General features: G+C 44.6%; 8 protein-coding genes. 3 read left to right on the top strand and 5 right to left on the bottom strand.

Annotated features, from left to right (window positions below; genetic code table 11):
• The first annotated feature begins 170 nt into the window (after positions 1–170).
• The 3 genes from ACYUJT_RS22180 to ACYUJT_RS22190 all read left to right on the top strand — a co-directional run bounded on the left by ACYUJT_RS22180 (position 171) and on the right by ACYUJT_RS22190 (position 5,715).
• Positions 171–1,577, top strand: a complete 1,407-nt coding sequence (locus tag ACYUJT_RS22180; RefSeq protein WP_460326428.1) for an efflux RND transporter periplasmic adaptor subunit — start codon at positions 171–173, stop codon at positions 1,575–1,577.
• Positions 1,574–4,744 (top strand): efflux RND transporter permease subunit, encoded by a 3,171-nt coding sequence (locus ACYUJT_RS22185; protein ID WP_460326430.1) that lies wholly within the window; start codon positions 1,574–1,576, stop codon positions 4,742–4,744. Before ACYUJT_RS22180 ends, ACYUJT_RS22185 begins: the two co-directional genes overlap by 4 nt.
• A 68-nt stretch (positions 4,745–4,812) precedes the next feature.
• Positions 4,813–5,715 (top strand): TetR/AcrR family transcriptional regulator, encoded by a 903-nt coding sequence (locus ACYUJT_RS22190; RefSeq protein WP_460326432.1) that lies wholly within the window; start codon positions 4,813–4,815, stop codon positions 5,713–5,715.
• Positions 5,716–5,821: 106 nt separating this feature from the next.
• On the opposite strand, the gene ACYUJT_RS22195 is transcribed toward ACYUJT_RS22190, so the two are convergent.
• The 5 genes from ACYUJT_RS22195 to ACYUJT_RS22215 all read right to left on the bottom strand — a co-directional run bounded on the left by ACYUJT_RS22195 (position 5,822) and on the right by ACYUJT_RS22215 (position 14,497).
• Positions 5,822–9,232, bottom strand: coding sequence for a SwmB domain-containing protein (locus ACYUJT_RS22195; RefSeq protein WP_460326434.1), 3,411 nt, complete (start codon positions 9,230–9,232; stop codon positions 5,822–5,824).
• A gap of 211 nt (positions 9,233–9,443) precedes the next feature.
• Positions 9,444–10,646 carry a methionine adenosyltransferase gene (gene metK / locus ACYUJT_RS22200; protein WP_460326436.1) on the bottom strand — a complete coding sequence of 401 codons (1,203 nt, stop codon included), beginning with the start codon at positions 10,644–10,646 and terminating at the stop codon, positions 9,444–9,446.
• A gap of 248 nt (positions 10,647–10,894) precedes the next feature.
• Positions 10,895–11,170, bottom strand: coding sequence for a small, acid-soluble spore protein, alpha/beta type (locus ACYUJT_RS22205; RefSeq protein ID WP_460326438.1), 276 nt, complete (start codon positions 11,168–11,170; stop codon positions 10,895–10,897).
• A 141-nt stretch (positions 11,171–11,311) separates the two neighbouring features.
• On the bottom strand, positions 11,312–11,848 hold the full coding sequence (locus ACYUJT_RS22210) for a hypothetical protein (RefSeq protein ID WP_460326441.1): 537 nt from the start codon (positions 11,846–11,848) through the stop codon (positions 11,312–11,314).
• A 129-nt stretch (positions 11,849–11,977) separates the two neighbouring features.
• Positions 11,978–14,497 carry a hypothetical protein gene (locus ACYUJT_RS22215; RefSeq protein ID WP_460326443.1) on the bottom strand — a complete coding sequence of 840 codons (2,520 nt, stop codon included), beginning with the start codon at positions 14,495–14,497 and terminating at the stop codon, positions 11,978–11,980.
• Positions 14,498–14,561 lie beyond the last annotated feature (64 nt).

The raw sequence follows: 14,561 nt of genomic DNA on the forward strand, positions 1-14,561 counted from the left end.
ATAAAAAATTTACCTCTCTCTCCCAAATCAGACTAATCATATCGCTCCCATAATATCACCAGAAAATTTAGAAATCAACTTTTGAGCCTCGCTTGACAAGCGCGCCACGACTGGGTTACTTTAAAGTTAAAAAATTTACTAAGGGATAAACTCAGGAGGAGAGGAACTGGATGAAAGGACGTTGGTCGGCTCTATTTTTAGCCATTTCAATGATTATGATAACATCAGCATGCGGTTCAGCTGATAACGGGGCGGCATCCGGAGATGTAGCGACAGCCGTACAGGTCATTACAATTAAGAAAGAACCTTTGAATGCGGAGTACAATTTCTCAGGAACGCTGAAGCCGGAACAGGAAGCAAGCATCTCCTTTCAAGTTTCGGGACAGATTCAACAGACGCTAGTGGAAGCAGGCGATCATATCAAATCGGGGGATGTACTTGCTGTCATTGATGATGAGAATGCGCAATTGCAACTGAAACAAGCACAGAACGGCGTAGCTCAAGCTGCTGGTCAGCTCAGCGCCGCTAAAGCAGGGGTAGAAGCAGCGCAGGCCCAGGCCAAGGTGGCCAAAGCGCAGCTGGATACGGCCGAGGCAAGCTTTACTGCCGTGGAGAAAGGAGCATCCGCCCAGAAACTTGCTCAGACTCAAAATATGGTCGCTATGGCGCAGAGTGCCTATGACAAATTCCTGGCAGATGAAGAGCGTTATTCGAATCTTTATTCTGCTGGTCTAATATCGCTGGATGATTACGAAAAATTTCAACTGCAGCTTAAAGATGCCGAAACTTCACTAGAGAACGCCAAGCAATCGCTATCTGAGTTGACCGAAGGCGCTACCACAGAGCAGCGCAAGTCGGCGCAGGCAGGAGTTGAACAGGCCAAAGCCGGCAAGAGCGCAGCCGAGGCAGCCGTAGAGCAAGCCAAAGGTGGGCAAATGCAAGTACAAGCGGCATACGACCAGGCGACGATCCAACTGGAGCAAGCTCAACTGGCATTAAGCAAAACAAAACTGACCGCTCCGATCGACGGCGTTATTTTGAGTAAAAGGGCAGTCGTTGGCCAAATGGCCCCTGCTGGAGCAGAAGCCTTTGTCATTGGTACGATCGACACACTGATGGTTCCGATCGCCGTTCCAAGCGAGCAAGCGGACCAGTGGAAACCAGGACAAGTGGTAGCACTTGAACAGAACGGGAGCAAACGGCAAGGTACTGTCGTGAGAGTCTCTCCTGCAACCAATCAAGGAACAGGAACATTAACCGTGGAAGTGAGCGTCCCCAATCCTAAGCAGGATTGGATTCCAGGTCAAGTGGTTCGTGTAGGCCTATCCTCCATCGGCAAGGAAGGTATCTTTGTTCCAGCCGGAGCGGTCATTAGTAATGGCCAGGAACCCTATGTCTTCAAATATATCAACGACAAAGCCGTTAAAACAGCAGTCGAATTAGGAGCTGGTATCAGTGAGGATAACCGCTTAAATATCGCCTCGGGGCTTCATGAAGGCGATGTCGTTGTCAGCATCGGAGCAGACAGCTTGTTTGACGGAGACACGATCACGATCGTGGAGGATAATGCAGAATGATTGAATATTCCATACGAAAAAGAAAAATTACGATATTATTATTTCTCATTTTGATTGTATTTGGTATTTTTAGCGCGACTACTCTCCCTCGTCAGGATATGCCTGACGTCGTATTGAAGCAAGCTGCAGTCATAACTGTTTTCCCGGGAGCTACGCCAGAGCGGGTGGAGCAGTCGGTCACTAAAATTTTGGAACAGACGATCAAGCAGGTTGAGACCATCGAAACGATTGAATCGACCAGTTCAAGCGGCGTTTCCTCCATTATGGTATACGCTTATCCTGATGCAGACGCTGCTGCAACATGGGATCAATTGCGAAAAAAGGTGGAGGATGCCACCGCCGATTTGCCGAATGGCGTTCATAAACCTATTGTTAACGACGACCTGATCTCCTCCTTCATCGGCTCCTATGTTATCTCTGCCGATAATCCAGATACATTGTATGCTCTCAGTGATCTCATGATCGAATGGCGGGATAAGATACGTCAGGTGAGCGGTGTTGCAGATGTAAAGATCGAAGGTATTCCTGACAAAGAAGTGAGCATTAAGGTCGATCTGCAAAAACTAGAGCAATACGGCATTGTTTGGGAGCAGGTTGTGCAGGCTGTAACCAATATGAACAACCGCACACCATTGGGCTCGCTGAGTTATGACTCTCGCAGCTATGATTTAGTCGTATCTGAAATTTCAGATGCCAAAGAACTGAATGAAGTACTCATCAGCAGAACTCAGAGCGGGTCTCCGGTATATTTAAAAGATGTCGGTCAGGTTCAGTTGGTGGATAAGAAGCCAGCCTATCTTGCTTATTACAACGGACAGCCTGCCATCTCAATCAATGTCTCCGCACAGACCGGCTCGGATGTGCTGACCATGGATAAATTGATTACTGATAAGCTGGATGAGCTTAAGGGAAGTTTACCCAGCGGCGCACACTTTTCTCCTGCCTTTGGTCAGAAGGAAGTCGTCAGTAAAATGTTCAGCGAGCTGCTGCAGGAGATGCTGGTCGCTATCACTGCTGTAATTTTGGTCTGTACATTAGGGCTTAATCTAATGACCTCGTTGATCGTGGCTGCGGCCATACCGATTTCCATAGCGATAGGAATGATCGTGATGCCCTTCACGGGAATTACAATTAATGAAATTTCTATCGTAGCTTTGATTATTGTACTAGGGATTCTGGTCGACGATGCCGTCGTTGTCAACGACAATATCGAACGCAGATTAAGCGTGCTGGGGGAAAGTCCTGAAGTCGCTTCAATCAAGGGGGCAAAGGAAGTATCCGTATCTATCCTGACTGCCACCCTATCAACCATTTTTGCTTTTGCACCATTGCTATTTTTAACCGGGGATATCGGTTCCTTTATTAAGCCGCTTCCTATTGTGATTTCCTGCTCCATGTTCGCTTCCATGATTATGTCGCTGACCATTATACCGATCTTCCGTCAGTGGCATGAGAATCGGCGCAGGCAACGAGCAGCCAAAAGCAGAACTGTTGGTGATGAAGCCAATGATAAGCGAAATATTCCTTCTTCAGAGGAGACAAAGCCTGCTGGCTTGCTCGGCAAACAAATTCAGTCCTTAACCGTATGGTACTCCGGCACTTTGATTCCGAAAGTACTTAAAAAGCCTAAATTGTACGCAGGCATAGGCCTTCTGATTGGAACAGCCTCCTTCAGTTTAGCTTTGATTACGCCGGTCGATTTGTTCCCTGAATCTGAGGATCCTTATGTCAGCATCAATATAGAAATGCCTGTAGGTACGTCCTTCCAGGAAACTAATCGTATGGTGAACAATATAACCAAGTGGGTAGAATCGCAGCCTGAGACTGAGGTTGTCAGCGTAGGCGTGGGCGGCAAGGCTCCCCAATTATATTCTGACATTACAAATGCGCTTCCCTCTTCAACTTCTGTCGGACAGGTTTCTGTTATTGGCAAGCCGGGTTTATTTAAATTAGATACAACCGTCTCTGCTTGGGAAGCGGAGCTGAAGAAGCAATTCCCAGGCGCCACGATATCGACCCACGTCCCCAGGCTCGGAATCCCTGTGGGTTCTGCGGTATCCGTTCGGATTGCCGGTGAAGATCTGGGTACGCTGCAAAAGCTGTCACAACAGTTAAAAGAGAGAATTTCCAAATTAGACGGCGCCACTGGAATCAAAGACAATTTCGGGAACCAAAGCTATACGCTAGAGTTTGAAGTTAACAATCGTGCTATGGACGAATACATGATTGATTACAGTACACTGACGCAAACGCTGCGCCTAATGGGTGATGGACTCGACATCGGCGATTTTGATACGGGCAAGCAAATTGTCGATATCAATTTTCAAGCTTCGAGTCAAGGAGCAAGTCCTAATGAATTGTTCCAGCAAATTTTTATTACCAATAAACAAGGGATCCAAGTTCCTCTAGCACAGCTGGCTGAAATGAAGGCGTCATTTACAACGCAAAAAATTCAGCATTACAACCTTGAACGTATGATCACGGTGGAAGCAAATGCGATCGGAAAGACGGCATCTGAGCTAAACGCCGAAGTGCGCGATATTCTGAATGACATGGTCATTCCAGAAGGATATTCGATTGCATTTGGCGGCGAAACTTCAGACCAAGCGGATATCTTCGGGGATTTGGCTATGCTTTTCGTAGTCGTCATTTTCTTAATCTTTATTATGATCACGATCCAGTTCTACTCCCTGTCGGCACCGATTATTATTATGACCACGGTATATCTGGCTGCCGCCGGCGGAATCATTGGAATCTTTGTCTCTGGATCATCCATTGGCTTCATGAGTATAATGGGGATAATTTCACTAGCGGGTATTGTCGTACGTAACGGGATTGTCTTCCTCGAATTTATTGAGGATGCGCGGCGGGAAGGAATCGGTCTGTACGAAGCGGTCATCTCAGCAGCAAGCGCTCGTTTCCGTCCTATCGTTCTCACTTCGTTTACGGCAATGATCGGAATGCTGCCATTGGCGATTACAGGAAGCATCTTGTTTAGACCTATGGCTTACACTATTATTTTTGGATTGATGTTCTCGACAGTTCTAACGCTGGTCGTAGTGCCTTCTATATACATGGTAGTCGCGAATTGGAAGGACAACCGGCGTAACCGCAAACGGACTCCAGATCAATCTATCTCTACAGCTACAGAGAGCGTCTCTATGTAATCGGCGGCCTCGCTTGCAGATTTGCACGTGAGGCCACCGCTACTTACTGTAATGAAAGGAACCCTTAAATGAATAAGGATAAAAAGGGAATTATTTTACAAAATGCTCTGCGGCTTTTTGGCGAAAAAGGATTTGCTCTGACCACAGTTGATGAAATCGCCAAAGAAAGCGGGATGACCAAACCATCTTTATATAAGTATTTCGACAGCAAAGAGACATTGCTGTTAGAGAGCATCTCCAATTTGAGCGAATCATTGGATAGAGAGGTTACCAAGCTGTATCGTAACGTAGAGCTTTCTCCCGACGAACGTCTTGTTGAGCTTATGTCAACCTATTTGAAGGTTGTCTTGAATCATAACTTCCAAACATTGATGTTCAACATGTTCAACATGCCTGCGTTAAAAAATTCAAGCGACGAGAAAATTCGAAAAGCATGGACAGATTTAGAGGAGCAGTTCTATCATTGGTTTGAAGTTTGCATCACGGATATGTTTGGAAAAGATATTGAGAAGCATGCTATGGACATCATCTTTATCGCCGGCAGCATTTTGTTGGAATATTTCCGGCTTATAGGTTCCGATGTCCCCGACCAACAATGCCGGACCCTTGCCATATATGTCGGGCGCATTATCCACATTCTAGTCGAAGGGTTTAATACTCCTGAAATGTACAATGTTTCTCTATTCGACTCTTCCCCTTTGAAAAAAAAGAGGAATTGCCAAGTCAAGAATGCCATTTGGGAAATCCGCCGGTTACATGAGGTGTTCGAAGAATTAGAAAACCGTATTAGAAATAACCCTTTACTAACTGACACAGAGAAAGCGAGCTATGGTGAGGCTCTGAAGAAAATACGGGAGGAATCTTTTGAGTCCTCAAAAAACAATGTGGTTTTAGATGCGCTAGTTCTATATTTAGAGCAAGTAGAATCATTAAGGGAAGCTTGTACGGAACTGCGAGTTTTAATGAAGTAGTTAATCAGACCATTGATACCATCCAAATCATTTGTAGGGTAAAAGAAATGAGCCTAAGGCGTTCGCCTTAGGCTCATTTCTCATTATGATCACGTCAGGGGGACATCTATATATAATTCAACTTCTCCAATACCCGCTTCAGCATGACGGCTGCTTGAGCGCGAGTAGCGTTGCCTTGGGGCTGGAATGTGTCTATTGAGACTCCCTGGATAATTCCTTCCTTCACTGCTTTGGCCACGGTCTCCTTGGATTGAATTTTGCCATTATCCTTGAAGCGGCCTAGCAGTTGCGCGGAGGTGAGTCCGTCTAAGGAAATATCTTGTCCCGCATAAGCCATCGCACGAACCATCATTAGAGACATTTGCTCGCGCGTAATATAACTGTTCGGCTTAAAGGTGCCATCCATATTACCGGCAATGATGCCTGCTTTGGCAGCTGCCCCGATATAAGCTCCCGTAGTACCTGACGGAACATCCGGGAAGCGGCGGGCGCTAGCTTCGTCTCCTTCAAGGCCTAAGCCTTTAGCAATGAAGACGGCAAATTCCGCTCGGGTAATATTGCTATTTGGCGCGAACTGACTGCCCTGGCGGCCGTCAATGATGAGCTTGCCGGCTAGGTTGTTGATGTTCGCGCTAGCCCAATGATTCCTCGTATCACTAAAGTAACTATATCCTAGAGCTGGGCCAACGATAATGTTCCCCTCTATTTTACCATTGAAAATAATATAATTACCACTATTCGTCACCTTAGCAGGAACGAAGGAAGAATTGCGTGACGATAGATTGTATTTAACAAGGGATATCTGAGTCTCCGCAATAGGGTTGGCCGCACCTTGATTCACTACCCGGAAATGCACACGGCCTGAGTGGCTGACATCTACTGCATCTTGATTAGAAGTTCCATTATAAGCATATACGCTTATTTGGAAAGGATCTCCGCTTGGCGTGACCGTCACACCGTTGCTGTAATTCTGAGTCGGCAGTTGAACTCTATCCACCGGTTCGATTTGAATCGTAATATACGCAGAATTTAAATTATTAACGAGCAAGGAACGTGAGATTTCCGGATACGGTATCTTTTCGATTGGAAGCTCATACATCACATTTTGATGACGTACAGCTATGGAACCTGTCTTGCCAAGACCGTACATATTCACGATTGCGCTCAATGGCCATGAAACCTCTGCCACTTTTTCCGTATTGGGAACTTCGAATACTAGCTTCTTATTTAGGGCATTACCATTAATGAGGAACTGAAAAGCTTCCTGCAATTTAGGTTCATCAATAACATATCTTCTGATATTCTGCTGTTTGTTTAAAGATATGCCCTCCCGGACTTGCGCGGTATTCAAATTAAGCAAATATCCACTCATATCAAAATCCGATGATGGAAATACCGTCATAGACGATGGCAAGCTCGCATTTCCTGTGGAAGCACCCGGACTTCCAGCAGTAAGATTCTGTACGGAAATGCGGCTGTAGGCTTGCAGCGCCTTTCCGCTGCTGTCATACAGCGGCGCAGATCCTGGCATGTAAGAAAGATCGACAACCTGACCTGCGTTCACTGATGCGCTTAATTTAAGAGTAATCGTGTCGCCGCTAATGCTCGCCGATTGAACTGTCCGGTTCGATTGATCCACATTCACGCTAAATTGATTGGCCGATGCAGAACTGCCCGATCTCAATGGAACATTGTAAGTGATAGTAATTGTATCGCCGCGAATGACTGCGGAGCGAATACCTTCCGCCACCATGTTATAACTCACAGGTTCCAGGTTAATATACCCTGCAAGATTGCCATTCAAATCAGCAATCCCCCCTGCAGCCGAGACATAAGATAAGGTTACGTTCTGATCTTTTGAGTAAGAGGAAGCAAGCGTAAGAATGACCTGGTTAGTCACAACCTCAATCCCCGTCACATATACCGGAGAATTGTTGACTAAAACAGAGTACTGACTCTTCATCGGGATGCTCGTGCTTCTCAGCGCCTCGTTATAGGTAATTATGATTTTGGACCCGGAACCCTCAACTTTTGTTAATTCCGGTGCTTTATTATCGTTGTAATTCCGAACAAAATAATTACTGAATGCAGCGATATTTTGGCCGCGATAATCCTGTAGCGGATAAGATCCCGGCGTATAAGATACTTTAACAACGTCGCCATTCGATACACCGCTAGTTAAATATAAATATACATAAGCTCCGCTTCTACTAATTCTATTAATTCCTTTAGTTTGATTCCCTGCAGTTACCGTAAATTGCTGATAAGCATTGGTAGATACATCCTTCAAACTTTCACTGAAACGCAGTGTCAATGTGCTGCCAGATATATAGCCCTCTTCCGGCTTCGGCAGCACAGAATCAATACCGTTCGTAACTTCTTTATCAGAAAAAGCCGCGGCCACATTTCCAGCTAAATCCTGGATAGGTCGGACACTGCCGCTTGTATAACTTATGCGGATATTTTGCCCTACCGCTACTCCTGTTTCTAAATATACATATACACTGTCACCAGAGGTGTATGCACTGCTTATACGACGCTCTTCACCATTGACGGTCACCTTAAAGCTGGAGGTATACAAACTATAAGAAGTATCCAGTCTTTCGTTGTACAATAGCCTGATCGTTGTATTCGATTGCATGGTAGCGGTCTGTAAGACTGGGGGCGTTTTATCTACCGCGCCAGTCTGAAATGTCCATCTACTCGTGCCGGAAAGGCCAGCATAATATATGGAGGAATTCTGAGCATCGTAGATGCTATTGCTTGGGACTTCAATGTAGTAGCTCGTGCCTGATTCCAACAAACTGCTTGGAGTGATCGTCACTTGGTTTCCGCTAGCGGTTACCGTAATGGGAATAGAAGCATTATTGGATGACTTTTTAAGCGTAATTCCCCCATTGGTCACGCTACGATTGATGTTCACATTGCGATTAAATGTGATAACCGGCTTTGTATTTACGTTGGCGCTGTTACTGCCGTTTGCCGGGTTGAACGTAGCGGTCAATGCCGTTGCTGTTGTATTTGCTGTCGTAAAAGACCAGCTGATCGCTGATGAATTCACACCATTAGTTTCTCCGACAATAAATGTTCCCGCTGGGATTGTAATGGTGTATTTGCTTCCGTATTGCAAATTCGTTGGCGGGGTTAAGATCATAGAATTCGCATAAGTTGCCTGAGTTACGGTAACGTCCATTTTTTCAGTATAACCAGAAACTTCCCTAGAAATCGTAAATGTTTTTTGGCCATTCGTTCGTACCTTGTTGCTGCCGAACTTTACTTCTAATTTAGTAGTTACAGGTACTCCCGTACCTGTAGGACTATAGGTTGTGGGAGTGCTGCTAATCGCCGCCAGCAACCCTTTGCTAAGCAGCATATTTCCTAGGTTCAGTGAATTTGAAGCTGTTACTGCCGATTCACCTATGTTTTGACGATTATTGCCGACAGCTCCTGCAGTCGCGCCCAGTAACATGTTCATCATCAACACTGTAATAATCAGAATCGAGATCTTCCTTTGCATTTCACGTTCTCCTTTCCATCCGGTCCATCATTCTGTATATAACACCGCTTTTTCACGGCTGCCAAATACACACCTATGTATATTAACGGCAAATGCCCCCCCCAAGTTTAGAACAAACAGCATAAAATTTATCGACTCAAACAAAAAACGGATACTCGATTGCTTAGCTGCAATCAGAATATCCGTTTTATAATTTATGCATGCATCGTTCTTAAATACCTGCTTGGGCTTTCAACGTCTCAACTTTGTCTAGGCGTTCCCATGGCAGATCAAGATCCGTACGGCCAAAATGTCCGTAAGCTGCTGTCTGACGGTAAATCGGACGCCGAAGATCCAGCATGTTAATGATGCCTGCAGGACGAAGGTCAAAGTTCTCACGGATGAGCTCAACGAGTTTCTCCTCCGGAATTTTGCCTGTTCCGTACGTATCAACGTTGATGGAGACAGGAGTCGCCACGCCAATAGCGTAAGCAAGCTGAATTTCGAGTTTATCTGCCAGACCAGCAGCTACCAGGTTCTTAGCAACATAACGTGCGGCATAGGCTGCGGAGCGGTCTACTTTTGTCGGATCCTTACCTGAGAATGCACCACCGCCATGGCGAGCATAGCCGCCATACGTATCTACGATGATTTTACGTCCGGTAAGGCCAGCGTCACCTTGCGGTCCGCCAATGACAAAGCGGCCTGTAGGGTTGATGAAATATTTCGTTTGCTCATCGAGCAGCTCCGCAGGAACGACAGGAAGGATAACTTTTTCTTTAATATCCTTTTGAATTTGCTCCAGCGTAATTTCCTCGGCATGTTGAGTGGATACGACAATGGTATCTACACGAAGGGCTTTGCCATCTACATACTCAATCGTCACTTGGGTTTTACCGTCAGGACGAAGATAGCTCAATGTACCGTCCTTACGCACTTCAGCCAAACGACGAGCAATGCGGTGGGACAAAGCAATCGGCAGCGGCATGAGCTCAGGGGTTTCATTCGTCGCAAAACCGAACATCAATCCTTGGTCCCCAGCGCCAATATTTTCTGTTTCCTTGTCTACTTGCGCCGGATCACGATGCTCGAGAGCCGCGTTTACACCTTGAGCGATATCGGCAGACTGCTCATTCAATGATGTCAATACAGCGCACGTATTGGAGTCGAAGCCGTATTTTGCACGGGTATAACCAATTTCTCTAATTGTCTTCCGCACAAGCGCGGGAATATCCACGTATTCCGATTTGGTACTAATTTCGCCAATGACAAGTACAAGACCGGTAGCTACGGACACTTCACACGCAACGCGTGCATAAGGATCTTCTTTAAGAAAAGCGTCAAGCACCGCATCAGAGATCTGGTCGCAAATCTTATCCGGATGACCCTCAGTTACGGACTCAGATGTAAATAAATGGCGTCCTTTGATGGACATATCAATCAGCCTCCCCATGTGGATAGTATGGCATTTGCCTAAGTATCCAATACTAAAAAATATTGTACAATGCGCTTCATAGTTTGAATGGGCTACCCTGCCACATTGTGAGGATTCCCAAAATTAAGCTAACAGCAAAAAATGAACCTTTTCCGTAGCGGAAAAGGTTGATTTGACAATCCTTAAAAGTCATATTAACGCATTTGCCAGGTCATGTCAAAATAAAAAAAAGCAATTTTCAAGAAAAATTATTCCACTAAGTCCCTTTGGGCATGCGCGATTAGTCTTTTTGTGATTTCCCCGCCGACCGAGCCATTCTCTCGGGAGGTCAGATGACCCCAATAACTCGAATATCCGGTAGTTGCTCCGCTCGTGCCAAGCTCCCCTGCAAATTCTGTATCAGCTGAACCAAGCGCTCCTCCGGAGCTGCTGACCGGCAACCCGAATTCCTCAGCAATCTCATATTTCCATTGGTGCAGTACCTGATGGCTTTCTGGGATAAGTTTTCGATTGCTTCTGGCCATATTCGATACACCTCCTGATTAAATCCTGCTTTCAGAAGTAGTATGATTCAAGACCATAAAGACTAGCCGTCTCAATATTTGTTACTATTGGGGCTACATCTCCATGGAATAATGCCCCATGTATGCATCAGATGCACAGCGTTATTGAATGGAATAACCGCCGCGAACCATAACAGTCAGTGGATGAGTCTGGCCCTCCTGATGCTGAATCCCCCGGCCTGCTCTTGGGAAAGATAACAAATGATTGTTCGAGACAATACCACCATTCGTAATATCCTTGCCATCGGTAAGGTCTGCTACGCCATTTTGATCCTCGCTGTAAATAACAGCTTTTCCAGCGCGCACAATAAACTCTGCGCCTGCAGCAGCTATTAGCTTCTGGCCAGGTTTCACTTCGACAATTTTAACTTCATCCGAGGAAGATGCTGCAGTATTGTTGCCTGCTTGGGCACTTGAGCTTGAATCAGTGCTTCCCTGGGATGATGAACTGCTGCCCGCCCCTTTCAAAGCCTGTTGAATTTGTTGATCCACATAGCTTTTTGTCACAACGGGATCGTCAGCAGTCCCTGGTTGATTCGTTACTCCAGCCCCTTCTACTTTTTCGTTCAATAATGAACCGGCCCATACTCCTCCACTAATCAGTACGGCTGCCGCTAGCACTTTCCATGTAGTCTTCATGATGAACCTCCTATTAGGAATTACATTTTTCATAATCTTCCTGCCTATTAATCTCTTTCATAATAATAGGTTTAAAGGATGGAAACAAGCAAAAATCCCTCTTAGAGGGATCTTTGTTTGATCATAGTATTAATACAAGTCTTCATTTACAAAGTAAGCAGCCTTCGTAGCAATCTTCGTTTTCTCCCCTTGATAAGAATCATAGATGGAGAACTGGAAGCCACCAGATCTTGTCGTTGCAAAAATTAGATCATTGATTACAAATGAGAAGTTCTTATTGTTGCCTACAATGAAGTCTTTTTCCAGTTCAATTTCTTTTTCAAATCTTGCCCCACTGGAATCAGTCACTTCAAGAATAAATTTATGCTGGAATTCGCCCATATCATATGTCAAATCACGCTTCAGGTCGTACTTCATCTTCACTTCCAAGCCGGAAGAATTCGTACGTCCCTCAATCTCGTTGATTGTTAATGTATACGGGAACAATTCAACATCTTTGAGCGTATCTTTAATACTTCTACTGTCCAAATTCAACTCCATGGAGGAAGCATTTACATATCCTGTTGGTTTGCCTTCAGCTTCAGTGAACTTATCCTCGGAGATACTCTCACCTAGAACCAGGTTCCAATTGGATACCGTTGTTCCTTTAGGAACCTTTGCGGAGAATGTAACCAAACCTGACGATTCTGGTCCTACCGCATGTTTGACTTGATTCACATCTGCTTTGTAATATTGTCCATCATCTGTCAAGAAATAACCCATCAACTGAGATAGATTTGTTTGTTTGTTTTCAAGGTTTCTCATTATTAGCTCTGTGTAGATAATATCGCTTGTGCTGCCCTTATACAAATATGTCTTCCGTGTTTTTAGATCGGATTTTTTGCCTGCTGTGTCCAGATTGAAATATGATCCTTCAGCAATCTGTTTTAGGCCACTGGTGTTACCGTAGTTAGAGAACATAACCCAGTTACTCGTTTTGTCCGCACCCGTCTTCTGCAGCAATTGTACCTGTAGTTGGGAAAATTTCAAGCTTGATGGGATATTGGCCACTACATATACGCTTGTCTTCTCACCTGCTCCGAGAATTTGAGTAGTATTCGTATTTACCAAATGGACGGTGCTGCTTAAAGCCGTTAGATCCATTTTGTAGGCTCCAGCAAATTCTGGCAACTTGGCTGCTTTTGTTCCTTTGTTAACAATTGTAATTTTTGTAGCTAGCATATTGCCATCATTCCATGGAAGCTTTTGAATCGCATCAAGCGTAACGCCGAATACACCATCATTATTTTTAATAGTCCGCTCTTGACCCTGGGCATACTGCATTTCCGTATAGTCTGGCAAGTTATATATTGCCACTGGATAACTATTCGTCTGCGAAGGTGATGGTTCCTCTCCCGATCCCTGCGAGCTGCCGGTTGGCGTTTTCATAATCAGATCGATCTGATCTTCATTAGCAATGACCGGTATTGTCCCGTCTACCGAAATGATTTGTTCCTCGTTTGGTTCTATGATCATACCTTCCAGGCCACTGGCAACAAGCGGGTATGATTTCCCGCCAACTTGAATATCGAAAGAATAATTAGGAATAGTAACAGTCTTATCTCCCTTATTCACAAGAGAAAATTGAATCGAAAGGTCACTTTTCCCAAAGCTTTGATTTCTAGCAATACTAACTACTTTTGTTGCGATATTCATACTATCAATTTTCAACAGTCTCTCTTTATTAGCTGCTGTTTTAGAAGATTGTCCCTGTGTAGTTCCAAGACCCATAGAAGCTACAGGTATATCACTTTTCGCTGTCTCGTCATTTTGAACCAGCACCAACTGCAAGTTATTCAAATTTACGTTTTTAGGAATTTTGGCAATCAAATTTAACGTCTTATTCTCTTGGGGATAAATCTTAATATTCGTACTAGCTGTATCCGGCGTCACGGCAAAAGCAGTTCCACTAGGTGTCTGAATGACATACTTAAGGCTTGGATTGTCTATGGTGCTTGACCCCGTATTCTGAAGGTACAAAGCGATATTTACATAATTAGAATCACCTGATCCCAAAACGTTAACAGACATAACTTTCGCATTTGCTGAAAAATCATTTAAGGTTAACTTCCTAGTTGTATTCACAGGAGTAGCTACAGCATATGTAGAGGGAATATTTATGCTTCCTAATACTTGCTCATAGCCTGCAACACTGAAATCCCATTTTACGATTTGGAAATTCAGATCACTATACTTCAAATGTTTAGCTATTTTTGTCGTATAGGTAACGTTAACCGAAGAACCTGGTACAACCTTCTTCTTCTCCTTATCCGCTCCTACTACACTTACACTGTATACGGTACCCGATTTTGTCTTTACCTTCGTCCAGTAATCGATTAATGATAAAGTCTTGCTGTCATTGTTCTGATACGTAAGGGTATACGTCAGTATGTTCCCATCGCCCTGAGATAAAATATTCACATTACTTAACTTCACAGTACTCTTACCTGAAACTTTAACTCCGTTTAAGTTGCCTAGTGTCTTAACTGCTTGCGCAGCGGCTGCCGTATTATTTTGCGCATTCACTGCTGCATCTGCAGCTCCAGCGGCACTCTGGGTCATTAAGGCAGCTACAGCCAGTGAAGCTACAACCATTTTCGTCCTATTCAAGATTAAACCTCCTAATTTAAAAAGTCATATATAGTATATACGCATTAAATTAAAAAAGGTTCAA

It is taken from the genome of Paenibacillus sp. YSY-4.3, from assembly GCF_054767475.1.

Bases quoted from the DNA above. Each gene is read 5' to 3' on its own strand.
- ACYUJT_RS22180 (WP_460326428.1), top strand. From the start codon at position 171: ATGAAAGGACGTTGGTCGGCTCTATTTTTAGCCATTTCAATGATTATG.
- ACYUJT_RS22185 (WP_460326430.1), top strand. From the start codon at position 1,574: ATGATTGAATATTCCATACGAAAAAGAAAAATTACGATATTATTATTT.
- ACYUJT_RS22190 (WP_460326432.1), top strand. From the start codon at position 4,813: ATGAATAAGGATAAAAAGGGAATTATTTTACAAAATGCTCTGCGGCTT.
- ACYUJT_RS22195 (WP_460326434.1), bottom strand. From the start codon at position 9,232: ATGCAAAGGAAGATCTCGATTCTGATTATTACAGTGTTGATGATGAAC.
- metK (WP_460326436.1), bottom strand. From the start codon at position 10,646: ATGTCCATCAAAGGACGCCATTTATTTACATCTGAGTCCGTAACTGAG.
- ACYUJT_RS22205 (WP_460326438.1), bottom strand. From the start codon at position 11,170: ATGGCCAGAAGCAATCGAAAACTTATCCCAGAAAGCCATCAGGTACTG.
- ACYUJT_RS22210 (WP_460326441.1), bottom strand. From the start codon at position 11,848: ATGAAGACTACATGGAAAGTGCTAGCGGCAGCCGTACTGATTAGTGGA.